This is a genomic window from Hoylesella timonensis S9-PR14 (assembly GCF_000762405.1).
GTDB classification, from domain to species: Bacteria; Bacteroidota; Bacteroidia; order Bacteroidales; family Bacteroidaceae; genus Prevotella; species Prevotella timonensis_A.
Window position 1 is genome coordinate 1 of record NZ_JRPQ01000087.1, and the last position, 26,455, is coordinate 26,455.

General features: G+C 42.2%; 19 protein-coding genes and 1 pseudogene. 5 read left to right on the forward strand and 15 right to left on the reverse strand.

Annotated features, from left to right (window positions below):
• Positions 1-63: 63 nt before the first annotated feature.
• Positions 64-3,390: a glycosyltransferase family 117 protein gene (locus HMPREF9304_RS05835; RefSeq protein WP_036927347.1), complete on the reverse strand. Its 3,327-nt coding sequence runs from the start codon at positions 3,388-3,390 to the stop codon at positions 64-66.
• A 1,077-nt stretch (positions 3,391-4,467) separates the two neighbouring features.
• Here HMPREF9304_RS05835 and HMPREF9304_RS14385 point away from each other — a divergent pair.
• Positions 4,468-4,623, forward strand: a pseudogene (locus HMPREF9304_RS14385) (glucose-6-phosphate dehydrogenase); the annotation flags it as partial.
• Entirely contained in the window at positions 4,620-5,330 is a 711-nt protein-coding gene (gene pgl / locus HMPREF9304_RS05840) for a 6-phosphogluconolactonase (protein ID WP_036927349.1), read from the forward strand. The pseudogene HMPREF9304_RS14385 and the gene pgl, both read left to right, overlap by 4 nt.
• A 122-nt stretch (positions 5,331-5,452) precedes the next feature.
• Here pgl and HMPREF9304_RS05845 read toward each other — a convergent pair whose 3' ends face one another.
• From HMPREF9304_RS05845 to HMPREF9304_RS05875, 7 genes are all read right to left on the reverse strand, one after another.
• Entirely contained in the window at positions 5,453-6,187 is a 735-nt protein-coding gene (locus tag HMPREF9304_RS05845) for a metal ABC transporter ATP-binding protein (RefSeq protein ID WP_036927352.1), read from the reverse strand.
• A gap of 4 nt (positions 6,188-6,191) precedes the next feature.
• The gene (locus HMPREF9304_RS05850) at positions 6,192-7,019 is read right to left on the reverse strand and encodes a metal ABC transporter solute-binding protein, Zn/Mn family (protein WP_036927354.1); all 828 of its coding nucleotides are present in this window, start codon (positions 7,017-7,019) and stop codon (positions 6,192-6,194) included.
• Between the two features lie 21 nt (positions 7,020-7,040).
• Positions 7,041-7,493: a YqaA family protein gene (locus tag HMPREF9304_RS05855; RefSeq protein WP_036927355.1), complete on the reverse strand. Its 453-nt coding sequence runs from the start codon at positions 7,491-7,493 to the stop codon at positions 7,041-7,043.
• Complete coding sequence (locus tag HMPREF9304_RS05860; protein ID WP_036927358.1) at positions 7,478-8,407, reverse strand: hypothetical protein; 930 nt, start codon at positions 8,405-8,407, stop codon at positions 7,478-7,480. Before HMPREF9304_RS05860 ends, HMPREF9304_RS05855 begins: the two co-directional genes overlap by 16 nt.
• A gap of 157 nt (positions 8,408-8,564) precedes the next feature.
• On the reverse strand, positions 8,565-9,833 hold the full coding sequence (gene purD, locus HMPREF9304_RS05865; protein WP_036927360.1) for a phosphoribosylamine--glycine ligase: 1,269 nt from the start codon (positions 9,831-9,833) through the stop codon (positions 8,565-8,567).
• A gap of 16 nt (positions 9,834-9,849) precedes the next feature.
• The gene (locus HMPREF9304_RS05870; protein WP_036927361.1) at positions 9,850-12,009 is read right to left on the reverse strand and encodes a S9 family peptidase; all 2,160 of its coding nucleotides are present in this window, start codon (positions 12,007-12,009) and stop codon (positions 9,850-9,852) included.
• The gene (locus tag HMPREF9304_RS05875; RefSeq protein WP_036927364.1) at positions 12,002-13,483 is read right to left on the reverse strand and encodes a THUMP domain-containing class I SAM-dependent RNA methyltransferase; all 1,482 of its coding nucleotides are present in this window, start codon (positions 13,481-13,483) and stop codon (positions 12,002-12,004) included. The genes HMPREF9304_RS05870 and HMPREF9304_RS05875 overlap by 8 nt, the downstream gene beginning before the upstream one ends.
• A 517-nt stretch (positions 13,484-14,000) precedes the next feature.
• Between HMPREF9304_RS05875 and HMPREF9304_RS05885 the strand changes: the two genes are divergently transcribed.
• Positions 14,001-16,244 carry an inorganic phosphate transporter gene (locus HMPREF9304_RS05885; protein WP_036927367.1) on the forward strand — a complete coding sequence of 748 codons (2,244 nt, stop codon included), beginning with the start codon at positions 14,001-14,003 and terminating at the stop codon, positions 16,242-16,244.
• Between the two features lie 422 nt (positions 16,245-16,666).
• On the opposite strand, the gene HMPREF9304_RS05890 is transcribed toward HMPREF9304_RS05885, so the two are convergent.
• From HMPREF9304_RS05890 to HMPREF9304_RS05910, 5 genes are all read right to left on the reverse strand, one after another.
• Complete coding sequence (locus tag HMPREF9304_RS05890; protein WP_052045938.1) at positions 16,667-17,482, reverse strand: hypothetical protein; 816 nt, start codon at positions 17,480-17,482, stop codon at positions 16,667-16,669.
• A gap of 127 nt (positions 17,483-17,609) precedes the next feature.
• A complete protein-coding gene (locus HMPREF9304_RS05895) occupies positions 17,610-18,446 on the reverse strand; it encodes a phosphatase PAP2 family protein (RefSeq protein WP_036927368.1) in 837 nt (278 codons plus the stop codon).
• A complete protein-coding gene (locus tag HMPREF9304_RS05900) occupies positions 18,447-19,085 on the reverse strand; it encodes a CDP-alcohol phosphatidyltransferase family protein (protein ID WP_036927370.1) in 639 nt (212 codons plus the stop codon). It lies immediately after the preceding gene.
• Between the two features lie 31 nt (positions 19,086-19,116).
• Complete coding sequence (locus HMPREF9304_RS05905) at positions 19,117-19,590, reverse strand: GtrA family protein (RefSeq protein WP_036927371.1); 474 nt, start codon at positions 19,588-19,590, stop codon at positions 19,117-19,119.
• Complete coding sequence (locus HMPREF9304_RS05910; protein ID WP_036927373.1) at positions 19,578-20,048, reverse strand: phosphatidylglycerophosphatase A family protein; 471 nt, start codon at positions 20,046-20,048, stop codon at positions 19,578-19,580. The genes HMPREF9304_RS05905 and HMPREF9304_RS05910 overlap by 13 nt, the downstream gene beginning before the upstream one ends.
• Before the next feature lie 126 nt (positions 20,049-20,174).
• On the opposite strand from HMPREF9304_RS05910, the gene HMPREF9304_RS05915 reads away from it, so the two are divergent.
• On the forward strand, positions 20,175-22,721 hold the full coding sequence (locus tag HMPREF9304_RS05915; protein ID WP_197061647.1) for a DUF5686 family protein: 2,547 nt from the start codon (positions 20,175-20,177) through the stop codon (positions 22,719-22,721).
• A gap of 3 nt (positions 22,722-22,724) precedes the next feature.
• Here HMPREF9304_RS05915 and HMPREF9304_RS05920 read toward each other — a convergent pair whose 3' ends face one another.
• Both HMPREF9304_RS05920 and HMPREF9304_RS05925 read right to left on the reverse strand, forming a co-directional pair.
• Positions 22,725-23,372 (reverse strand): DUF4230 domain-containing protein, encoded by a 648-nt coding sequence (locus HMPREF9304_RS05920; RefSeq protein ID WP_231564477.1) that lies wholly within the window; start codon positions 23,370-23,372, stop codon positions 22,725-22,727.
• Entirely contained in the window at positions 23,353-24,030 is a 678-nt protein-coding gene (locus HMPREF9304_RS05925; RefSeq protein ID WP_036927374.1) for a DUF4230 domain-containing protein, read from the reverse strand. The genes HMPREF9304_RS05920 and HMPREF9304_RS05925 overlap by 20 nt, the downstream gene beginning before the upstream one ends.
• 298 nt (positions 24,031-24,328) lie before the next feature.
• On the opposite strand from HMPREF9304_RS05925, the gene HMPREF9304_RS05930 reads away from it, so the two are divergent.
• Entirely contained in the window at positions 24,329-25,891 is a 1,563-nt protein-coding gene (locus HMPREF9304_RS05930) for a phosphatase PAP2 family protein (RefSeq protein WP_052045940.1), read from the forward strand.
• The last annotated feature ends 564 nt before the right edge of the window (positions 25,892-26,455 follow it).

Genomic DNA, 26,455 nt, shown 5'->3' on the forward strand with positions numbered 1-26,455 from the left:
TAACTATCAATTTGTTACTTTTTGAAATGTTAAAGGAATTTCGTGGACAGTAGTGTGTTATCTTTATTCAACGGGTTTACCACCTTTTTGAGCATAGATGGTGTAGAATCTGTTCAATTCATCCAACTGTTTTTTAGCCAAATTTTTATCGAACAGTGTGGTTACCTTGTTCACTTCCATCATCAACTGGAAGTAAAGCAGGCACTGATTTTGTGATGCCATGAATCTAAAGTCATCGAGGCTGAGGTACCATTGTGCGTATTGCTTGTTGTTTTTCCATACCTTTTGACAGATATCCTTTGCCTTCGCTGTTTGTCCTAACAGTGCATAAGCTCGAGCAAGTTCAATAGAACCACTCTTCCAACTGTGTGGTACGTTGTATTCTGGAAGTACTTTCTCTGCTTTAGCCAATGCCTTTTTGGCTTGCTCTGTCTTTCCTTCTTTCAACAACTCGGTTACTAATTGAGCAAATAAACGACGATGAGTCATACACATACCCATGGTTGTCTCGTCTATGTATAGTCCAGGCTTCTCTAAACCACCAAACTTATACCTATTCATCAAGTTGTTGTACGTCTTTTCTGTATCAAAGTTCTTCACGCCAGGCTTGTTGGTGGTGAAAGGTGTGATGCGATTTGCCAGTCCTTCGCTCACGAAGTTGTCTCCCAGGTTCATGTAATATCTGGCGGCAACGGTTGTGGCGACGTAGATAGGTCGTGTCCATCCGCACTCGGCAATCATCTCCAGCATCATCATGTCTTGCTTGTACAAGGCACGCTTACCTGCCAGTGAGATCACCATCTTATCGGGAATGGTGTCTGAAGCCATCATCATTCCGCTCTTCTTCACGGCTTCTTTGTCTATCGTTACATAAACAGTGTCGGTAGGAATCACTTGTCTGTCCGCATCTTTCGAGCGCATCCAGTACTTGATGATGTTCTTCAATTCGAATGGTTCTTCACCAAATTGCTTTTTCGCCTCTTCAGGATATTGACGATAATACTCTTTCAATTCGTTTTTCAAAGACGGTTGAATCGCTACTGCCTCATTCGTTCCAGAGCAATAGTCAAGTCTTGGCCAAGTGATAGGCACCGCAGGAGAGTCGTAAGCAGGTCGCTTCATCTGGTCAATATACCAATCGGTCTGTAAATATGAAAGGTTACAAACTCTTGCATCGGTGCGCACACCCTCCACATCTTGGTTGTACCACAGTGGGAATGTGTCGTTATCGCCATTGGTAAAGATAATAGGATTGCCTTTATCTTGTAGCGTCATGAGATAGTTTTGACCGAAATCACGACAAGTATAACGATTACTTCGGTCGTGATCATCCCAGTTTTGGCTTGCCATTTGTATCGGTACAAGGAGACATGCCACAGCGGCTACGCTTGCAATCAGTGTCTCGTTGAGCTTCAAATACTTCTTCAGCAAGTCGACAATAGCAGCAACACCAATGCCGCACCAAATGGCAAATGCGTAGAACGAACCAGCATAAGCATAATCACGCTCACGAGGTTGCATAGGCGTTTGGTTGAGGTAGATAACGATAGCGAGTCCTGTCATGAAGAAAAGGAAGAACACTACCCAGAACTGGCGAATGCCTCGCTTGCCACGCCATGCTTGCCAAAACAAGCCAATGACACCCAATAGCAGGGGCAGCATGTAGTACACGTTGTGTCCCTTGTCGTTCTTTAGCTCGTCGGGCAATTTACTTTGGTCGCCAAGTCGTGGGTTGTCAATAAAAGGAATGCCAGATATCCAGTTGCCATGTTCCAACTCACCGTTGCCTTGCATTCCATTTTGGCGTCCAGAGAAGTTCCACATGAAGTATCGCCAATACATAAAGTTGCATTGATAGCTTAGGAAGAAGCGGAGATTTTCCATCTGTGATGGTACTTTCACCATGATGCTCTCGCCACATCTGTCGTAAGGAACCTGTGTACCCTCTACACCTCCTAACCAACTTTCGTACCCTTGTGCATCCAAACTACTGTACATACGTGGGAAAAGCATGTTTTGCGCATAATTGTATTTCGAATCATGGGTCACTACAAAGTATGAGTCTTTTTCGTCTTTGCTCGCTTTTTCCTTGCGTGCATATACGGGTGCTCCCTCGTTCATGCTGGGTATGCACTGATTTCCCTGCACATCAAGCTTTACCTGAGAAGTATATGCCTGTCCGTAGAACAGCGGACGGTCGCCATACTGGTCTCTACTTAAGTATTTGCCCAATGTAAAGATGTCTTCTGGTGAGTTCTGATCCATCGGTGGATTGGCAGCAGAACGGATGACAATGAGGGCATAACTTGAATATCCTATCATTAACATCAGTAGTCCTAACAAGATAGTATTCTTGATGCGGGCACTGATGAGTGGGATTTTCTTCTTCTCTACGTGTTGCGTATAGTTGAGGGCATACCATAAAATAGCCAACACTACGACACCAATGCCTACGGCTTTCCAGCCATATCCATAGAAAGGAATACCCAATAAGGCTACGGAAAGCAAGAAAGCAATGTTCATTCGCTTGGTATGCTGGTCTACATAAGTCTCATAAATCGCCCAGACAACGGTGGAAACGAGTAGCAAGATGTAGACGATAACACCTGTGTTAAATGGCATACCTAATGTGTTCACAAAAAACAACTCGAACCATCCGCCCACGGTAATGATACCAGGAACGACACCATACAACACTGCCGCTACGACTGCAAACGAGATAATCAGTGCCACTATGGAGCCTTTTGCTTCGATATTTGGGAACTTGCGGTACACAAATACCAACACAATGGCTGGAATGCACAATAAGTTGAGCAGATGGACACCAATTGAAAGTCCCGTCATATAGGTGATGAGCAGCAGCCAACGGTCGCTGTGAGGTTCGTCAGCATGGTCTTCCCATTTCAAAATGAGCCAGAACACAACCGCTGTAAATGCCGATGAGTAGGCATATACCTCACCTTCGACAGCCGAGAACCACGCCGTGTCACAGAAACAATAAATCAGTGCGCCCACCATTCCAGAGGCTTCTATGGTGATAAGTTTGCCCAAAGTGAGTTCGCTCCAATCTTTCAAGATAAGTTTGCGTGTCAGGTGTGTAATTGTCCAAAACAAGAAAAGCACTCCAGCAGCACCCAACAGCGCACTCATGATGTTGACCATGAGCGCCACTTTCGATGGGTCGCTCACAAACTGCGAGAAAAGATTGGCGGTGAGCATGAAGAATGGTGCCCCTGGAGGGTGTCCTACTTCTAATTTGTACCCTGTTGAGATGAACTCAGGACAGTCCCAAAAACTGGCTGTCGGCTCTACTGTAAGACAATAGGTAATAGCAGCTATCATGAAAGCTATCCAACCTACCACATTGTCTACTAATCTATATTTTTTCATTGATAGATAAATGAATAATTAATTGCTCATTTCTAATTTCACTATTTTGGGTGGACGATTCCGGTGAAAAGCCTCACCGTTAAGCGTACCACAAGACATTAAAAATAGTATTTTGCAAAGGTAAACAAATTCTATTGAATTATCGTTTTTACGATTGCTAAAAAGTATTGAATATAACGAAAAGTATGAGAAAATCTATTTTGTATAATTTTTTTATTCGCGACTTTGCGATTTTGATGCGAAATGCTTGGCATATTTCTATTCATCCACCACTTTTTCTGAAATATGCGAAAAATGTAAAGTGTTTATAATCAAGTATGTACGTTTTTACACGTACCCCTTAACTGCCTTGGAGCATTGTTTTAATGCCGCTAACCCATTACTTTTGTTAGCTTGTCTCCATGCTTTAAGCACATTGAAGCATTGTTTCAGCGTGCTTAACTCAATGCTTTTGTCTCGTGAAGTGGTATTTTCGAGGGGTATAAAGCCTTTTCTTACCCTTATTTTTCTCTATTTCGTGTTTTTCAAATGTAAAGGAAAAATCAAAATAGCTCCTTGTTTTGTCAATATATTTCACATAAGATGAGCCGTGATTCACGCATTCTTACGCTCTTAATTCATATAGTTTACTGTTTTAATAGGCGATAGGTTCTTGCTTGTTGGTGATGCAGTGATGAAAATCAAAAATGCAGTTGTTCTTCGCAGATGGATTCACTTTGTTGTCCATCATGGCAGAAAAGCACTTTTTGTACAGGTTGCAAGTGTTTTTCAATACGTCTTCAAGCTATCCGTTCACCCCTTTTCAGAAAAATAATTGAAAACAATGTTTTTGTTTTCCAGATAAAGTTGTATATTTGTATCATATAGGCAGTCTGTTGACTGTTTGCTAAAAAAGTGGATGCCGTGTCAACTTGGTTCGGGCGGCATGGATTTTTAGCAGCGTGCTATTGATGAAGTAACCATAAATTTAACAAGATGAAAATGCAAAACAAGACAGACATAGGTATGATTGGATTGGCGGTGATTGGCGAAAACTTAACAATTGTTGCCTATACAGTATAATGAGGGCATAGTTCTAAATATTGGAATGAGACTTTAGAGGCTCCTTTGTATGGATATCCTGCAGGAACTTGGGGACCTTTAGAGAGTGATAAGTTGATGAGTGACCATGCTGCAGAATGGACGAATCCATGTAAAAATTTAACGAACACAGATTTATATTGCGAATTATGATTACAAACGTATTTCCAAACCCAAAAGAAGCGGCTCGTGCACACGTAGAACGCATACTCAATTTAATCAAGGCAGAAGATCAGAATGAATATCATATAGCCCTCAGTGGCGGTAGTACACCTGCGCTCATGTTTGATCTTTGGGCAAAAGAGTACACGCATCTTACGCCTTGGAAGAAGCTAAGATTCTACTGGGTCGATGAGCGTTGTGTGGCGCCTGATGATGCTGAGAGCAATTATGGTATGGCATATCAGCACTTACTCAGTAAGGTGCCTGTTCCAGAATCGCACATCTATAGAATTGATGGCGAGAATGAGCCAGAAGAAGAGTGTAAGAGATATTCGGAACTGGTTAGTAAGAAGACGCCTCTCGAAGACGGACTGCCCGTCTTTGACATTGTGTTATTGGGTGCAGGAGATGATGGTCACACCTCTTCTATCTTCCCTGGACAAGAACACTTGCTGACTACTTCGGAAATTTATGCGGTAGGTGTTCATCCTGAATCAGGACAAAAACGAATTGCGCTCACGGGAAAAACCATTATGAATGCCAAGCACGTGATATTTTTTGTTACAGGCGAAAAGAAAAAATCGGTAGTCTTGGCTATCAAAGGTGTGGGCAATAATGGTCCTGCAGCTTATGTCGCACATCACGCAAAGCATGCTGTTGAAATCTTCACAGATAATGCTGCTGCAGATGAAGGATAGGCTTTAAGTGTGTGGCACAAAGGGGGCGCTCACTTCAAGTCGTTGGTGCTGTCTGCTGTGGCAATGCAGTAAGGCGGTGAATGCTTTTTGCTATGGCTTCAAGTTGGTGCAGCAATCCTTGCTTAGAGTGATTTGTGCCAGCTCTCATCTAATAGCGAATGTTGATGAAAACAGCCCTGCAAATCCTCTGTTGAGAGGTCGGAAGCCACATGATAATCGAGCTTTCGATTGACATAAGCTATATTTTGAGCATTTTGTAGCACGGCTCCAATGTCATGGCTCACCAAGAGAATGGCGCAATGGCGATGAATCTGATGTAGCATCTCATACATTTGCGTTTGGAAATGCCGATCAATGTAGGTGTTAGGTTCGTCCAAAACTAAGACTGTGGGATGAGAGACAATGGCTCGTGCTAAGAGAACACGCTGTAACTGTCCACCGCTCAAGGTTCCAATCGCACGGTTGCGAAGCTCGGAAAGCTGCATCATTTCTAAGGTTTCGCTCACCATGAGGTGATGTTTGGCAGTAAAGGGATGAAACAATTTCTTTTGATTGCTTAAGCCAGATAGCACTACTTCTTCTACAGAGATAGGGAAATCAGGGTCGATGGCATTGTATTGTGGCAGATAGCCCATTGTCAAATGTTTAACAGGCTTCCCTTCTTTATAAAACAAAAGTTGCCCTTTCATCGGCTTTTTAAGTCCGAGAATCAATCGTATCAGCGTTGTTTTACCCCCTCCGTTAGGACCAATGATGCCTAAGAAGTCGTGTTCATCAATGGTTAAGTTGATATTTTTGAGAACGACTTTCTTGTCATAAGCTGCAAATACGTTATTTAATTGAATAATGGGTTGCATTACACTATTTGATTTTTGAGGCAATGAGTAACATTTGTTCTTGCCAATGCGCACTCAAAGGGTTGATGGTTGTCGTGTCTACTCCCATTGATTTACTGATGAGTAGTGTTTGGCGAGAGGCAAATTCCTTTTGTATAAAAAAGGTCTTTACATGGAGTGCCTTTGCTGTCTGAAGAGTCTCTTTTAGCTGTGATGCGCTTGGTTCTCTGCCATTTATTTCTATTGGAATTTGTTGTAACTGATAGTCGTGTGCGAAATAGGTGAGGGCAGGGTGGTAAATAAGGAATGCTCGGGAGGTTTTCTTAGCTAATAACTGGCGTATTTGTTGATCGGTGGTATCAATCTTTTGAAGGAGTTTATCTAAATTCTCTTGATAATAACTACTGTTTTTATTATCAATCTTCGCCAAAGCTTGATAAATATTTCGAGCAATTTGAATGGCGTTTTTGGTACTCATCCACGTATGTGGATCGTTGACATTTTGCCCTGTCCTTACGGGTTCAATGCCATAAGAAGAGTCTATGATGAGGGTATGTGGAGCATTTTGTTTCAGTTTGGTCATCCAAATGCGTTCAAATCCAATATTCCCCACCTTAATATATAAGTCACTTTTAGCCAATTGAATCATTTGTTGCGGAGTTGGTTCGTACGTTTCGGGGTTTCCACCCTTCGGAACCATTGTGTTGACCTCAAAATGCTCGCCAGCTATCTGTTCTGTGAAGTAGCGTAAAGGTTCAATGGTCACAGTGATTTGCCGTGCCTTATGTTGAGGTGCATGTTCACAGCCAACGAGCGTCAGTAGTAAAATGCCTATCCATATAATTTTATTCATTTGTTATTCGATGATTGATGTTTATAAAACTAAATTCATACTATAGATAATGAGCAAATATCTCATTACCTTTCCTACCGTGAAAGCTAAGGTGGTGAGCCAAATATTGGATCTTACCAAGCCTAAAACAATAGCGATGGCACTGCCTAAGATAGGAAGGAAGGCAAAGAATCCCATCCAAACGCCATACCTACTTATCAACCTTTGTGCTTTTTCAAGCTTTTCAGGTTTCACATGTAGATACTTCTCTATCCAGTCGAAGCGTCCCAACGTACCAATGTAATAATTGAGAAGGGAGCCAAGGACATTACCTATTGTGCCATAGATGATGAGAGGAAGCGTGCTAACTCCTGCTGCCATTAACCCCATCATGACGGCTTCGCTACTGAAAGGCAATACCGAACCAGCTAAGAAGGAGGCGAGAAACATGCCCCAACAGCCATACTGTACAAGTAAATCTATGAATGCATCCATATTTGATACGCTGTGATAATGAGGGTAAGGGTGACGATAACCAAACTGGTGATAGCGGATAGTCGTGAACCTGAAAAGGTTAAATAATGCCCAATGAATGGAGCAACACTCACAATGAGCATGGGAAGCAGGTATGGATAATGCACAGGTTGCAAAATAATGAAAGCTATTGTGCTTATCATCATCAATGCAAAGGAAGCAAACAGCAGGCGAATCCGTATTTTTTCTTTTGAGCTATTGGTGATGAAGTAAAGAAATCCTATGATGCCAAGAATACTTATGAACCCGAAGGTTATCAATTCTATATGGGTAAGTTCGTTCAGATGGGCAAGTGTCCCAAACGTACAAAGTTGTTTGAAATGGTCAATAAGAATTTCAAAACTATCTTGATAGATATAATACCCACTCAAAAACCAGTAGGGAGTGATGACGCCAATGAGGGAAGCAAAGAATGTTCGCCAACTCATCCCAACGACGTAAAACCGCAATGCAAGCCACCAAAGAGGCAAAAGGAATATAGCTTGGACGAACCAAACGCTGGCTAATCCAATGAAAAAGAATGCATTGAATATGCTGCCAATCGCCATTTTGTTTTGATAAGCTTTGAATAAATAGAGGTAAGTCAATGCCATACAGAGTTGGATAATACCACTTTCTATATCAAAAAATAGTGGTAAGGTACTCGCACTCATGATTAGGAACGAACAAGATAGCATTCTACTATATGTTCGTATCAGCGCATGTTGGTTGTTAAGCTCTGCCATTACAACGGTGGTAACGAGCATGAGGATAAATGGAACCCACAGCTGATGTTGAAAGAGTCCACCAAATAGCCAAATCCCACATGCGTAAACAATCGTAAGTGGGAATGCATAACGGCTACAAGCTATCTTGTGTTGTAATCTGTTTGCCATGAATAAAACCAATCTACCTTATTTTCATATCTGCAAGTTGATGGGTTGTGCGACTTTCACACCGCATGATTGTTCACTTGCATACCTATCTTTCAGCGAAAAAACGCTTTTGTTTGACACCTTCCTTGTCTCTGTTTGTGTGCCAAAGCTTGCCTTCTTATATATCTTGCCCAATATCTTTTCTAAAATATTTATCTTGAAATTGAATCTTTTGGGCTATTTCAAAACTCTTTTTTAGTGCGTCTTCTTTATTTTTACCATAAGAGGTAACTGCCAAAACTCGCCCACCTGCAGTTACAATTTGATTGTTTTCTCGTTTTGTTCCACTATGAAAAACGATGCTGTCTCCTGTTTCATCAAGCCCAGAGATAGGATATCCTTTGACATATTTTTGTGGATAGCCTCCACTAACGAGCATGATACAAATTGCAGCTCGTTTGTCAAAGGTGACAACACGCTTGTCTAAATTGCCTTCTGCAATGCCCTCAAACAAATCAACAAGGTCGCTTTCAAGTCTCAGCATTACCGTTTCTGTCTCGGGATCGCCCATTCTACAGTTGTATTCTATCACCATGGGGTCGCCTTTCACATTGATTAAGCCAAAGAAGATAAAGCCTTTGTAGTCGATACCTTCTTCGGATAGTCCATTTATCGTTGGCTGAATGATTCGTTCCTCCACCTTCTTCATCCAGTCTTTATCTGCGAATGGGACAGGTGAGACGCTGCCCATGCCGCCTGTATTCAGTCCAGTGTCGCCTTCACCGATGCGCTTGTAATCCTTTGCTTCTGGTAAAATTTGATAATGTTTGCCATCGGTTAGGACGAAAACAGAACATTCTATTCCACTTAGATATTCCTCTATGACAACTCGTGCCGATGCTTTTCCAAACATCCCCCCTAACATTTCCTTCAATTCTCGCTGTGCTTCTGCCAGTGTAGGGAGTATTAAGACGCCCTTACCAGCACACAGTCCGTCGGCTTTCAGCACATAGGGAGCCTCTAAAGTCTCCAAGAAACGAAGTCCATCATCTAAAGTCTCGCCAGTAAAGGTGTGATATCGGGCGGTTGGAATATGGTGGCGTTGCATGAAAGCTTTAGCAAAATCCTTGCTACCTTCCAGTTTTGCACCTTCTTTCGATGGACCTATGACCACGGTGTCTTTGGTTCGAGGGTCATTTTTCAATGTATCGTAGATGCCATTCACAAGTGGATCTTCGGGTCCTACAACCACCATGTCAATCTGTTGGGTGCATATAAAATCTTTGATAGCATCGAAATCATTCACCTGAATGTCGACATTGGTGCCTACTTCACTTGTTCCAGCATTGCCGGGAGCGATGAACAGTTGGGTTACTCGCTTGCTTTGTGCTATTTTCCAAGCCAAGGCGTGTTCTCTTCCGCCACTACCTAATAATAATATCTTCATGTGTATGTTTCCTTTTTTATTTCAGATAATCTTCAAAGTACTGTGTAATTCGCTCGTGGAGGTGAACACTTTGGTGTCCTCTCATATTGTGTGGTTCACCTGGATAGACGCAGAAATCGGGTTGAGTGCCTTGCTTGATACACTCAGCGATGAACGACAAGCAGTGTTGTGGCACCACCGTTTTGTCGTTAGTACCTTGAATAATTTGTAATTTGCCTTTAAGATTCTTGGCTTGTGGTATCAAGGAAGTCTTGCTGTAGCCCTCTGGATTGGCTTGTGGAGTGTCCATATAGCGCTCTCCATACATCACTTCGTACCATTTCCAATCAATAACAGGACCGCCAGCGACACCCACTTTGAAGGTTTCGGGATAGTTCGTCATCAAAGAAATGGTCATAAAACCGCCGAAACTCCAACCATGCACTCCTATTCTGTTGGCATCTACGTATGGCAAAGTCTTCACATATTCGATGCCCTTCATTTGGTCTTGCATCTCTATCTGACCCAATTGGCGGAATGTTGCTTGTTCAAAATCCCTTCCTCGTCGTTCACTTCCTCTGTTATCGAGTATGAGGAGGATGTATCCCTTCTGTGCCATGTAGGTTTCCCAACTGCGAGAAGCGTAATGCCAACGTGCATCTACGTTGTGTGCATGGGGTCCTCCGTACACGTAAAGCACCAAAGGATATTTCTTGTTTTCATCTAAGTTGGCTGGTTTCACCATGCGATAATACAAGTCGGTCGTGCCGTCAGCAGCTTTGATTGTGCCACATGTAAAGCTTGGTACTTGATATCCTTTCCACGGATCAGCCGCTTCAAAGTACTGGGTGCGCTTTCCGTTGGCAGTATTGATAATCTCTATGTTGCGTGGAACGGTGGGTTCGCTGTACTTATCTACGATGAATGTTCCAGAAGGGGATAATGACGGACTGTGATAGCCACGCCCGTTGTCCAACAATCTGCGCTTTCCTGTCTTGACATTTACGGTGAATGTGTTGGTTTGCAGCGCATGCTTTTCGGTAGAAGTATAGACAATCGACTTGTCTTTTGCATTGAATCCTATCACGTCTAACACCACCCATTTTCCTTTGGTAAGTTGTTTTACCAACTTGCCATTTGCTTGGTAGAGGTACAAATGGTTGTAGCCGTCACGTTGGCTTTGCATGATGAAGAGGTTGTTGTCCCAAGGCAAGAATGCAATGGGGTGCTGTGGCTCTACATATTTATCGTGCGTCTCTCGGTAAAGTTCTGCGATTTTCTTGCCTGTTTGCGCATCGTAGCTCACCAACCGACAGTCATTTTGGTCTCTATTCAGCTCAAACATATAGATGGTCTTGCTGTCTGGACTCCACGAAATGTTGGTAAAATATCGATCGGTGGGGTCACCAGCCTGCAAAGTAACCGTCTTTTTCGTGATTAAATCATACACTAACACCGTTACCTTGTGACTTGTCTCGCCTGCCATAGGGTATTTGTCGGGCTCGCATTTCGCTATTCTACCAAAAATATTCACTTGCGGGTAGTCAGCCACCATGCTCTGATCCATGCGATAGAATGCCAATTTCTGTCCATTGGGTGCCCAAAACATACCTTTGTGTATGCCAAATTCGTCACGATGTACGCTTTGACCATACACGATCTCACGACTTCCATCGGTTGTCAACTGGGTGTCGTTGCCATCAGCGGTGCGGATAAAGAGCTGATGACTTTCAGATTGGATATAAGAGGTAGCCTTTGAGGCAGGATTCCATTCAGAAATTTCCTCGTTAGCGGTACTCCCTTGCCATACTGTTTTGTGCGTTTTCCAGTTGTATAAACATCTCGTAGTGCCATATTGTAGTAATACCAACAACTTGTTAGGATAAGGGAAAGAGACGTTGTATAAATCTTTTATCTCCTTTGAGTCATTGGTTGTGGCATGTTTTTTTATGTCTTCTAAGGTAAAGAGAGCCGTTTCCTTGCCCGATTTCTTGTCGATAACACTGCATTGGTTAGCGTCTGTGCGAATCAGTTCATCGCCCCACCATGTGGTGTAGCGATTTTCTGGGACGAACTTTCGATAGTTTTTCCCTCCAAAGTTTAACTCTTCGAGTGTGAATAGCTTTTGTCCCATAACCTTTTGTCCACCTACGAATAGGGCAATGAGGGTAAGAAAACTGAACCAAGTTTTATTCATAATCGTCTATTTGATAATTCTTTCTTCCATGCTCTTTACCACCTCGTTTACCAAATGACCGTCCACGTCCGTCTTTGTCAAAGCGTTTCTTGCCTTTGTAAGCAGGCATATCGTCGTTATCATACGAGCGATCGTTGCGGCGGTTTCCGCCTTTTTTGCGCTCATCTCTTTCCTGTACTCGTTCCAAAGAATGAAATTTGAACGAACGGATGTCCGCAATTTCGTTCTCTTCGTTTTCTTCTAAGCGTTTTTTGAACTCGCGATTCTTCTTAAATCGATGCTTCTCAGCCATCGCCTTCTTCTCTTCCGCAGTCTTTACAATGCCTCCTTCGGCACGGAAATCCTTCATTCTTCCACCGAAAATAGCATATTTCCTAAACTCACACTCTAAGCTCCCGTTGAACACTGGAATTTTGATAGACGGCTTGAGTCCTATCTGTTCAAAGCATTCTTCACGATAACTCAATATCCAGGCATCGTTTCCCATGAATTCATGTTTCAGTCGTTCGCCAATCATCTTGTACGTTCCGAGCAAATTGGGTGTGGAGATACGCTCTCCATACGGTGGGTTTGTGATGATGATGCTTGGTTGTGAGGGCTGTGTAAAGTTCTTAAAGTCAGCCTGTTCTATTGTAATATCTTTTGTAAAGCCTGCTGCTTTTGCGTTCAATCGCGCAGTGTTCACGGCTTTCATATCAATATCATAGCCATAGATGTGATGCTCGAACTCCCTTTCTTGCGAATCATCGTTATAGATATGGTCGAAAAGTTCTTGGTTAAAGTCAGGCCATTTCTCAAATGCAAACTCTTTTCTGAAGATGCCAGGACTCATGTTTCGAGCAATCATGGCAGCTTCTATCAGTAGTGTACCACTGCCACACATGGGGTCAATGAAATCTGTTTCGCCTTTCCAACCAGTCATCATAATCATTCCGGCAGCCAACACCTCGTTCAAAGGAGCTTCTACAGACTCTTGGCGATAACCTCTTCGATGCAATGACTCGCCACTCGAGTCCAAAGAAAGCGTTGCGTCGTCCTCGGCAATGTGTATATGTAGGCGAATATCTGGATTGCTCACCGAGATGTTTGGACGTGTTCCTGTATTTTCACGGAATTGGTCTACGATGGCATCTTTCACTTTATAGGTGACAAATCTTGAGTTTCTAAACTCTTCAGAATAGACAACAGAGTCTACCGAGAAAGTCTTTCCTTGTTCAATGTATTGGCTCCAGTCTACATGTTTCACCTCTTCATATACATCCTCTGCACTCCGTGCTTTGAAATGTTTAATGGGTTTGAGAATCCGAATAGCTGTATGGAGTTGGAAATTGGCACGGTACATCATTTCTTGATTGCCCGAAAACGACACCATTCTGCGTCCTATCTGTACATTGTTTGCACCCAGTTGGGTTAGCTCTTGTGCCAAAACAGGCTCTAATCCCATAAAAGTTTTGGCGATGAGTTCAAATTCCATTTGATTGAATTGATAATTAATGGTTATATTGAAAAATGTGATTTAATTCTTTGTTGTAGTGTTCTCTTTTGAAAGGGAATGTCAAAAAAGCCTGCAATGACATTCGTTGAGCGTTTTTCATGTATTGCAGACCATTTCTCTTTGTACTTGCAAGACCACATGCTACCCAATAATACTTCAAGTGCCTTACTTGAAGGGAGGGGGTATCTGTTGCGTTGACTGTTGCGCAGGCTGTTGAGTGAAGTGAATGTTGATAATTGTTCTACCGTGCGTCTCAGCGTATGAGTGTAATTGGCATGACTCATCTCTATGTCTTGTCTCAATATTTTGTGTACAAAGATACAATATAAAATTGAAATCATCCCATAGAATAGGCAATATTTTAAATATTTTCGTTCGTCACACAATTGTAATATGTGTTTAAAAGTCTTGTAACATCGCTCTATTAGTTTTGCACCAGAAATCAGAATGTCCAATGGCAAACTGAACAAAGATTATTCATTTTTAAACGATATCAATGTTAACAATTTATTTGTGCATCGTCATTTTTCTGCTTTGTTTGGCAGTATTTGACTTGTTTGTAGGTGTGTCCAACGACGCTGTCAACTTCTTGCAGTCGGCTGTTGGTGCTAAGGTTGCCACATTCCGCACCATTCTCATCGTCGCTTCCTGTGGTGTTATCTTGGGTGCGGTGATGTCCTCGGGTATGATGGATGTGGCTCGTCACGGCATTATGAATCCTGCCCAATACAGTTTTCGTGAAGTGATGGTTATCTTTTTAGCAGTGATGGTAACCGATGTTATTGTGCTGGACATCTTCAATACCTTAGGAATGCCCACTTCCACCACGGTTTCTTTGGTCTTCGAGTTATTGGGCGCAACCTTTATGGTGGCAACCATTAAGATGATAGGAGATGACACTTTGGCATTTAGCGAATTACTGAACACCGAAAAAGCCTTGCAAGTAATCATCGCCATCTTTGTGAGTGTTGCCATTGCCTTTGTGTTTGGTGTTGTTGTTCAGTACATCACACGTGTGGTGTTCACCTTTAATTACAAGAAACACTCACGTTACACTATTGCTATCTTTGGAGGAATTGCTTTTACAGCCCTTGCTTATTTCATTTTTATGAAAGGAGTTGGAAACTCTCCCTACATACCCGAAGATGCTCAATCTTGGATTAACGGGCATATTGGTACATTGCTCATTTACACCTTTATAGGTTCTGCCATCGTGATGCAGCTCATGCATTTGGTTGGCGTGAATATCTTTAAGTTTGTGGTGTTGATGGGAACGTTTGCCCTGGCAATGGCTTTTGCAGGAAACGACTTGGTCAACTTTATTGGTGTTCCACTCGCCGGACTCGATTCGTACCAAACTTATATGGCACAAAGTAGCGGTGCTGCTCCCACTTCTTTCTTGATGACCAGTTTATTAGAGAGTGCCAAGACGCCTCCTTTTTATTTGCTTTTGGCTGGTTTGGTGATGATTGTGGCGATGGCAACCTCTAAGAAAGCCCACCGTGTTATCAAAACTTCTGTGGATTTGTCGCGTCAAGACGAAGGCGATGAGATGTTCGGCTCGAGTGCGGCAGCCCGTAGTATTGTGCGTTTTACGCAGAATAGCAACAGCTATGTGAGTAATATCATTCCTGCTCGTGTGCAAGGTTGGCTGGATAATCGCTTCAATCAGCGTTCTGTGACGCTCGACCATGGGGCAGCATTCGATGTGGTTCGTGCGGCAGTGAACTTAGTGTTGGCGTCTCTGCTCATTACCATTGGTACGAATTATAAGCTCCCTTTGTCAACAACCTACGTCACTTTCATGGTTGCCATGGGTTCCAGTCTTGCCGATCGTGCATGGAGTAGGGAGAGTGCTGTGTTCCGTGTCACGGGTGTGATATCGGTCATTGGTGGTTGGTTCATCACTGCAGGCGTTGCATTTGTTGCCTCTGCCTTAGTTGGTTTGCTGATGTACTATGGTGGCATTGTCATTCAGGCAGCCTTTATGGGCTTGGTGGTTTATCGATTGTTTAGAAGTAACACAGGAAAATCGGTGGGTGATACCGACAAAGATAATAGTTTCCGCTTGATGATGCGAACGCAAGACCCCGTTATTTTGTGGGATTTGCTTAGCAAGCATGTGAGCAGAACCCAAAGTTATATGGCAAATTTTGCCATTGAACAATACAAAATGATCATTGAAGGCTTTGTGACAGACAAGCCCAGCTTGTTGCGACATGCCGCACGTGATTTGCACAACGAGAAAACCATCTTGTTGAAGTATCGTCGGCAAGAGTTACTGGCACTTCGTAAAGCACCGATGGACATAGCCATAGAGCGCAACACTTGGTTCCATGTCGGCATCAATGCCTCGCAACAGTATATTTATGTGCTGCGTCGTATGCTCGATCCGATTAAGGAGCACGTTGATAATAACTTCACACCTATTACACCTGAGTTGGTGGAAGAATATCAACCGATTTACAGAAAGGTAATAGATTTGATATCACAAACAGAGAAAACCATCGCAACAGGGCGTTTCGAAAATTATCGACAGGTACTGGATGAGGCAGAACAGTTTGAAACCGAGCTTAGTAGCATTCGTAAGCAACACATCGACCGCATACAAATGGCAGAAGGAAACGAAACATTCCAGCTATCTTTGGTATATCTCAACTTGTTACAAGAGAGCGAGCAATTGTTAACTAATATGCGTCATCAGTTGCGAGCTGCCAAGAAATTCATGGAAGGACAATAGGGCATAGCAAGAATAATGTGCTGTATGAAATATGGAAGAAAAATAGGTGATATGTAAAAATAATTGATTTTTTGAAAGTTGCAAAATAGAAAATGAAGACCGAGAAAATGCAGTTAAAAATGTGTTTTTCGGTCTTCGTTTTTGTTATCCCATTGAGTTAATGCCGCTATTACATGCAACTTGTGGTGTTATTCGCATGCTTTAGTCGCCTTAATCCAATGACTTAACGCACTTAAAGCATGCTTCTAATGAAGTTGCGAAAGGGTGAAAACAGCTTAATGTGTTGACAAACAGATGTTTGCAAAACTTGCGTATTTGCGAGCAAATGTACAGTTGGTGACTAAAACGCTCGTATTTTGAACGCTTGTAAAAATAATTCAAAGTTTCAAGCGTTGGCAAATAGCACTTTTTGATGTGACCATTTAACGTAAGTAAGGCGATTGATATCTATCTTGAGCTCTTGGTCCAGACAAGATACTGAAAAGCATCTCAAGCAGATTGTCAAGCTCGCCTGAGGTGAATTTGCGCATTGGGAAGTCTACTTTTACACCAATGGATATTCCCGGTTTCATGTTACTTGTTGTTTGTGAGCTGGTTACGCCTTGTAAAGGTCCACTATTAAAGCGGAAGTCGGTACGCTGATGTCCCCACAAACCAAACTGATAGTTAATATCTACACATAGAGAAACCGAACTAAAGATACGTAGGTCTAAGCCCACTTGTGGCACAATGCTTAATGCAGGACGCTGGATGTCGTAATTAACATCAAGTCCTGCTCCCCGATACTGATTGTTAGAGACGTAATATTTTTTACCTGTTGTGCGTTTTAAGTTAAGGAAGTTGGTTTGTGCAAAGGCTCCTGCGTATGCTTGAATCACCCACTTCTTAGGTAGAAAATAATATTTTGAACCGACTGTGAGACCTGCTGTGTTGACCCGTAGCAACCCGATATCTTGCGAAAAGTTATCCAGCAGTCCTGTTTGTTCAAAGTACACTCCACCCGAAAGCGTAAGTTTAGGCGTGAGATAATAATCGCCTTGAAGATAGAAGAGATTGCTCGATGCGTCAGGACTGCTGTAAAAAGTGCGGTTCTCAGAACTTTCCGTTTCTGCCGCTGAAGTGCCAATCCCCGCTTTTATGCTCCATTGTTGAGCCTTGTCGTTATCTTCGGGGGTAGTAGCCCATGTAGTTACAAACGTTGTACACATGAGGAGTATGAAAAAGAGTCGTTTGTCCATCTATGAATCGTGTCGTTAAAATGAGACTGCAAATTTATGAAAAAAGTGTGTGTTGTCTACATTTTTGGAAAGAAATATGACCAATAGAATAGCCATGATACTTTACAAAAGATTTGGGGTAGATGCGTTATTTTGGCGAAATAAGCTGCACATATTGCTTCATGAACTGCTGTACGGTTGGAATCTTTAGCAAAACAAATTCTAATATCCCTATTCCAACAAAGCAGGTGAGAATGCCCAACAGCACATCTATGACATAATGATGCCCACTATAAATAGCGGTGAACCAAATGCCCACGCAAATAATGGAAAAAATACCAATGGTTGTCTTGCGCTGCTTGCTGATAATGGCATAAATAGTGGTGACTAACATGTAGGCTGCGTGTAAGGAGGGAACGGCAGCAAACACGTTGGAGTTTTTGCCATAGAGGGCTTGGAATACTGGGATGCCAGTGAGTTGGTCGAAGCGTCCTAAGCCAGCAACATTGCCAGGGGTATGCAGTATGGGTTCAAAACCATATTGCATCACGTACCAGGGTGGGGCAGCAGGGTGGATGTAATAACCTGCAAAGCCCACAAAGTTGATGAGAAGAAAGGCGGAAGAAAAGCGAAGATAGTTTTTACGATCACCTTTTATATATAGATATATGCTGAATCCAATGGGCACAGGCACCCAACAAAGATAGAAAAAGCCTGCCAAGAGGTCGGCGACAGTGTGATGATGAAGTGCAAAAAACTCGTTGGGTGTCACAGTGCCAGCAGCTGTTACGATGCCAAACCACTGTTTCTCGGTTTCGTATAGTCCGCGAATATCAATGGGATTTACCTCATAGTTGGGGAGAAGTCGCATGCAATCGTACGAACAACCAAAGATAGCCCAAGGCGTTAATACTAAGGCTATTTTGCGTGTCGGCTTATAGGCGAACAACGCAAGGTATAAGATAACGATGTAAATGCTGAACATTTATTGATTTTTGAGCTGTTTGTAGCAATGCGCTACACGCCAAAAAGCGGTGATGTTGGCTAATACGGCAATGAGAATCATGCCCCCTATGAGCCACCCATTGCTGTTAAAAATACCCGTAAGTATGGCAACGACAGAGGTAACGACCACTCGTTCGGGGCGTTGCATCAGTCCCACTTTGCACTCAATGTCAAGTCCTTCGGCTCTGGCACGTACATAACTCACCATGATAGAGCCAACCAATGCCAAGAAAGAGATGACACCAGCCCATGTACCTACGGTATTGAGAAGATAAAGTGTGAGACCAAAGAGCGAAAAGAGTTCGCTATAACGATCCAAAGTGCTATCCCAAAAAGCACCAAAGGCAGTGGACATGTTGCCTAAGCGTGCCAATCGACCGTCCATCATATCAAACAATCCTGAGAAAATAAGAATGGCTCCGCCCCATCCAATCATGGCATAACCCGTTTGGGGGTTAGCTTGTTCGCTGGCAAGGATAAACATCGCGGTGGCTAATACATTCCCTAAGAATCCAATGGTGGTTACCATGTTGGGGGTGATGCCTATCTTTATCATTCCGTGAATGATGGGATTGATGATTTTATAGATGCGTTCTTGTAAATAATCTCTGTACTTCATTTTTGTTTTATTTAAGAGCTGATGACACTAACTATTCGGAAGTTGGTGCATCAGAAAGGTCACTATGGTGACGTTTTCTTCTAATTTTCTTTTTTAAGAGGATATAGTTGGACGACCGGAATACAAATAGTTTCTGTAATTGGTAATTCCATAAGATAGCAACAGCGATAGCAACAATGGCTTTGATAACGACAAAATTGATGCCAGTGAGCTCGGTTAAGGTCAATGTTCCAAAGGTATTGAGTCCAATGCTTCCTGCCCATACTATCATATAGCGTGTGGCAATACTCTTTTTCTTAACATCGTCTGGATGAAATACCCACTTATAGTTGATGAGACAGTTGATGATACCGCCCATCAGTGCACCTGTAAGCGTGCAGTAGCCATACCACAATTTGAACAGTTGAGATAGACCAACGGTGATGGAAAAGTCGACGATGGAAGCAATCCATGCCGACACTTGTGCCTTTCCGAACGTTACCATTGCATTCTTTAGATAGCCCATTGTATAATTGCTAATACGATTAGACTATAAATACCAGCTAAGATGTCGTCTGCCATTACCCAAAAACCGCCCTGTCGCTGGTCCAATTGTCGGATTCCCAATGGTTTCAAAATATCAAAAAAGCGGAATAAACCGAACGCACTCAATGCAAACCATAAGTTGTTGGTGGGTGAGATGAGTAATGGAATCCACACTCCCACCATTTCGTCAATAACAACACGCTTGGGATCTGGTCCCCAAAAAGGTTCCAGTTGATTTGTTGCCCATGTGCCAATGATAGTGCCAAGGACAATCAATGCCAAAGTTAGGATAAAAAGAGCAATGGGAGAGAAGAAATGAATCATGCTTAGCCACATCAATGAGGCTAATAATGCACCTGCAGTTCCTGGTCCCCAAGGCCAAAACCCACTTCCGAATCCAGTGCCAAAGACTACGGCTAATAATGGCGGACGATTCATATTAGGGTGCAAAGATAACAGAAAAAATATTAATATTCAAAGAGTTTTCATTAAAATTGCAAGAATATGTTTACCTTTGTATGTAGTCAACGATACGTCTGTGCTATCAGATGAGGAAAGATATTGATGAAGGTGAGAAGGTTAATTACATACATGGTATTGACGATGGCGATGGTCTTGACCGTCAACGCTCAGATTACAGGTGAAATTGTGGATACGGATGGCTATGCTATTCCGTTTGCCAGTGCCATGTATAAGGGCAATCATGTGGCTACAGCCAGTGATATAGAAGGTAAATTTAGCATCCCCAGACACGAAGGGTGGGTACTCACGTTTAGTTCTGTGGGCTTCAAATCGCAGACAATCAAGGTAGATGCGCACACTCCAACGTATCTTAAAATCGTATTAAAAGAAGATTCGAAAAGCTTAAATGAGGTAGTGGTGAAGAGCAAGCGAGGGAGATACTCTCGGAAGAATAATCCAGCAGTAGAATTGATGAAGCGAGTGATTGAAGCAAAGAAGCAGAGTCACCTCGACAATTACCCTTACTACCAGTACAATAGATATCAAAAACTCACCTTATCGTTGAATGATGTCAAGCCTGAAGATATTGAGTCGGGCAGATTTGGCAAGTCACAATGGGTGTTGGATCAGATAGAAACCAGTCCTTACAACAACAAGTTAGTGCTTCCTGTGTCTGTAGATGAAACGGTGACCCAGCACATTTACAGAAAAGAACCTAAATCAGAGAAAGAGATTATTAAAGGACAACAGAGTCAAGGAGTGAACAAACTCTTACAAACAGGCGATGCTTTGAATGTCATTCTGAAAGATGTTTTCCAGAGTGTAGATATCTATGACGATTACATCCGATTGCTCCAATATCCCTTTGTCAGTCCGATAGGTCGTACAGCCATATCCTTTTATCGTTATTATATAGAAGATACGGTGTATGTGGATAGAGACTTGTGCTATCATCTGCAATTCATTCCAAACAATCAGCAAGACTTTGGCTTTAGAGGAGAGTTGTATGTCTTGGCAGATTCGTCATTACATGTAAAAAAATGTAAGCTGACTATGCCTAAAAAGAGCGATGTAAACTTTGTCGAAAATTTACATGTAGATCAGGAATTTACACGACTTGACAACGGTGAATGGGTGCTGACGAAGGACGATATGTGGGCAGAATTATCCTTAACGAGTTTCCTTTCCAAGGCTTTAGTAGTGAGAAATACGCGCTTACACGATTATGCATTTGATGAATTGCCTAACAAATTGTTCAAAGGACGGTTGAAAGTGCGGCACGAAGCCGATGCAATGGTCAGAGATGACAACTTCTGGAATCGTTACCGAGCAGTGGAATTGACCAAGGGAGAATCGTCTATGGATGCGTTTGTGCATCGCATGGAGCAATCTAAGAACTTCAAATGGTTGATAATAGGCGTTAAGGCTTTGGTAGAAAACTATGTGGAAACCAGTAGTAGTCAGCGTCCAAGTAAGTTCGACTTGGGTCCTGTGAATACGTTGATATCATCTAACTTCGTGGACGGTCTTCGTTTTCGATTAAGTGGGCGTACTATGGCAGCACTAAATCCTCACCTCTTTTGGAATGGTTATGCAGCTTATGGAACAAAATCTAAGAAAGCATATTATGGTACAGAACTCACCTATTCGCTGAATAAGAAGAAGAATTCGCCTTTCGAGTTTCCACAACGAAACCTTATTTTTGAAACAGCTTATGATGTAATGTCGCCTGCTGATAAGTTTTTAATTCACAACAAAGACAATGCTTTTATGGCTTTCAAGACGCAAAAGGTGCAACAGATGTACTTTTATAACCGACAGAAACTCTCGTTTGTGTATGAAACTGATTGGGGTTTTAGCGTCAACAGTTCGCTCAAAGCCGAAAGTAATGAGGTGGCAGGAGATTTACATTTCATTCGTCTCACAGACAGTGAAGAAATGAACCAGATACGAACAACAGAATTGAAATTCGGAGTTAGATACTGTCCTGGGCAGACTTTTATCAATACAAAGCAGAAGAGAGTCCCCATTAACTTAGACAGTCCCGAGTTTACCTTATCACATACGGTGGGATTAAGAAACTTCTTAGGTGGACAATATCGCTTAAATTTTACGGAGTTAGGCATGTACAAGCGACAATGGTTGGGCAGCTGGGGCTATGTAGATGGCATCATCAATGTGGGTGCACAGTGGGATCAAGTTCCTTTTCCTCTGCTAATTATGCCACCAGTCAACCTTTCTTTCTTCGAACATAAGGAGACTTTCTCGTTGATGCGTAACATGGAATTTCTCAATGATCGATATGCTTTCTGGTCAATCTCATGGGACTTGAACGGTAAAATCTTAAATCGGATACCTTTGATTAAGCGGTTGAAATGGCGCGAATACATTGCTTTCAAAGGAATGTTTGGTACAGTGACCGACAAGAATAACCCCTCATTGAGTAAAAACCAAAGTCAGGACAACCTTTTTGTCTTCCCTGAAGGTTCATACATCATGGATAAAAAGGTGCCGTATATGGAGTTAGTGGCAGGTGTTCATAACGTTCTTAAAGTCTTCTCCATTGATTTTGTTCACAGATTTAATTACAACGATCACCCAGGTGTCAACAAAAACGGTGTGAGATTTGGATTTATGATGAGTTTTTAGGTGTTACTTCTTGGGCTTTTGCATGTAGGGCGTATTCCTAATAATAACATTCTCATGCCCCATGGCTTTCATCAAACGGAAGAATTGTTGATTGGCATTGCGTTCAGCACTTTTGATATTCTGTTCTACAAGACATCTTTCTAACATCGCTTCATACGCTCTTTGATACATATCATCGCGGTCTTTTGCGGTCCAGTCACCTTTTTCGAAGAACGAAGTGGTGCGAGCTTCGTCAATAAACTGATGGTCCAACAGCTTTATAGGAGGGAGTTGAACGAGAATAGAGTCGCCCTGAACACGGATGAAGTCCTTATCTGTGTCTTGCAAATCAATTCCCAAACGCAATGTTCCGTAATAAATGCGTACCAATTCGGCATCTCCAAAGAAGCCATGTCTCACCGTATCGATGATTTCCTCATTGTTGATAGCCAAAAACTCCCATTGCCCAATGTCTCTAATGCTCTGTATTTGAGTAGGGGTAATGTTGATATCGTTGTTGGGAGAGAGTGAGAATCCATTCTTGCTGGAGAAGAGTTTCCAGACAAAAATGCCCAAACACACCACCACGACTATTGCGATTGCAATCTTGAGTCGCGTCATCAACGAAAATCTGTTGTTACGATTGAACTGCTTATTTGGCATTGTTTCCATGTTCTATGGTCGTTTTGTCAAGTAAAGACTTGATGTCATTAAGTGTATAATGCTTACGAAAAGAGACGGTAATGTTTGACTCTTCAAACCCCATCTGTTCTATCATTGGGATAAGTGTCCTTGCTGCACTCTCACGTGCCATATCCATCATGCCCATGGAAGGAATGTCTTTGATAATCGCCTCTCGTCCTTGCCGTTCGTAGGACGATAACTCTTCATCGCTGAATCGGCTCCGAGTAAGGGCAACATATTGCTTTATTTCGTCGTGATTGATTCGTGTAGAGGTGAGAGTGACATGAGGGTCTGGTAGGATAATCTCAATTTTGTCACCTTGTCTTTTCACATTATCCTCATTAAAGTCAGCAAAATCGATATAAGCCTTCAGTGTTGCATCCATCGGAATGGCTATCTTTCGACTTCCCAATGGCAGATTAATGCTAAAATCTTTTTTCATAAAAGAGCCATTTAGCTTCATCTTGTCATCGTGGGTGATGATTTTATGAACCTTATATTCTGCGGTATATAGTTTTGAGCATTTCTGTATTTGCATCACCATCATGGGAATGGTGTCAATGGTTGCCGTCTCTTGTTCTGTTTTGTGGCGAGAGCAAGAGCAGCATAGCATGAAGATAGAAAAGAGAATGAGCTGTAACCTCATAACAATGAATTAATAGTCATTAAAAAGAAATGGATAATGAACCAAACAATGCCTGGTATTGCTGGCTTATATCCCTAATTCCTTGCACAAAGATAGAAAAATAATTTGATATCTGTCAATAACTTAAACGAATTTCATCAATGCTGAATAAAAAAACTTTGTGTAAAACAGAAAGATACTGTACCTTTGCACTTTATATTGAAACAATTGTATGATGTGGAAAAAGTATCTACTAATAAACTCATTTTTTTATTCATCTTCTCTTCTTCGGGGGGTTATTTTCATTCTGATGCTTTGTATGTTCGGTCTTTGGACACAAGCACTTTATGCCCAAAAGCCTGACTCCACCGCCAGTATGGTGCTTCCACGTCCGCACGTAAACGATAGCGTTACTGCAAAAAAAGATTACAAGATTGATATCACCTATCAAGGATTAGGATTCGTTGCCGCAGGACTTCTCATCAAATCACGGCAACATGATTTTAGAGAGATGCGGAATTTGTTCCAAAAAGATTACCATGAATCATGGGATAATTACACACAATATGCTCCGCTCGTTGCCACTTGGGGACTTCATGCAGCAGGCGTTGAAGGACAAAGTTCCTGGAAACGTTTAGCTGCGAGTAATGCTATCTCGGCGTTAATTGTAGCAGGAATTACCAATTCTCTAAAATATACTGTACGTGAAAGACGTCCTGACGAAACCGCAAAGAATTCTTTTCCGTCAGGACATACTGCAACAGCTTTTATGGCGGCAACCATTTTGCACAAAGAATACGGACAAACGCAGAGTCCATGGTATAGTGTTGCTGGATATTCTATGGCTACCGCAACCGCTGTTGGGCGCATATTAAACAATCGTCACTGGGTGACAGATGTGTTGGTAGGTGCTGGCGTGGGTATTATAGCCACGGATTTGGGTTACTTTGTGACGGACTTGCTGATGAAAGGAAAAGGTAAGAAGCGCAGTGTGCTAAAAGCTTTCTCTTCCAACGAACAGCAAAATCCGTCTTTTTTGGGTATCACTGTGGATGCTGGCATGGGTACCGAACAGCTTGCTGTTTCGCACGTTGCCGTTCAGTCTTCTACTTCTAAAAACTATCAAGTTGATAATCAAGCCTTCGATATACGCTTGCATTTAGGGACAAGTGCCAGTGTCTGTGTGGAAGGAGCGTACTTCTTAAATAATTATATTGGGGTGGGAGGGCAGCTGCGTGCAACCACTATTCCTGTCAAAGCAACTGTAGATTTCAATTCAGACAACTATCTGTCCATCGAAGGGGTAGATAAGCAGTTAATTGCCTCTTATATGAAGCTGATAGGAACAGAAGCTTATCCCATGGGATTGTTTGATTTTAGTGGGGGAGTGTATTTCTCTTATCCTATTTTTAATCGTTTGCGAGTTGGAAGTAAGCTCCTTGTTGGACGTAGACTGGTAACCGATCAACACGTTTATGCTGTTGCACAAGTGGATGTAGATGATTTAAGAGCGCAAATCAACTCCATTCCAGACAACAACAAATTGGCGTTTGCCTCTCCCGAAATCAAAGCTCGATTGTTGAAAACGCTTGATAGTTGGGGCGACGGTCAGCAAGCTCGTGTCTCCGAATTGATGTCACAGGAGTCAACTCGTGCGATGGTTTATTCCACTGAGGCATCTCTAACTTGGGCTTATCGACCCGGTTTGTCTTTTAAGGGGTATATCGGTTACGATTATTCTTCGCCCAAGTACACTTTCCATACCAAGCACTCATTGCAGCAACAGGGCGAGCCAGTGGAATTAAGTCACACGCATACCTTTATAGACAAGATTGCAATGCATCAATTTCATGCAGGATTTGGCATGTTTCTATCATTTTGAACAGAAATAAAGCGTGTAACTAACTCGCCTTAAAAATACAATTTGGTGCCATTATGTTTCGGTGGTGGTTGCGTTACAAATGGCATTTCCCTCATTTTGCGATGGTAAGTTGATGCGTACTCTTCGCGGAAAACAGCCCCAACAACATTGCTTATGTACACTTGGAGACATGCTGTATGGACTGATTATAAATGCTGAATTATCTTTACAAAGTGCCTCTCAAAACTCGCGTGAAAACATCCAAAGGCAAAGTTGGTCGCAAATACGCGAAATATGAGAAAGTTTCATAACCTATTGTTATTGAGCTTGTTACGTTTAAGTCCGCTCTTTTTCTTTCTTTTTTCACCAATTTTTTGCGATTAAAGCATTGAGATAAGCCTGCAATTTGCATGCTTTAAGGCTGCTGAAGCATGCAAATAGCACCTCTAATACATGTTTCCAAGACCGTTAAGTCAATGTTTCAGCCTGAAAAGACATTTATTTTGCTCAAATCAGTCCATTTTTGCAGCTCGTTTGCCTATTGATTTTTTCTATTTTGAAGATTTTAGATGACCGTTTTTTGGT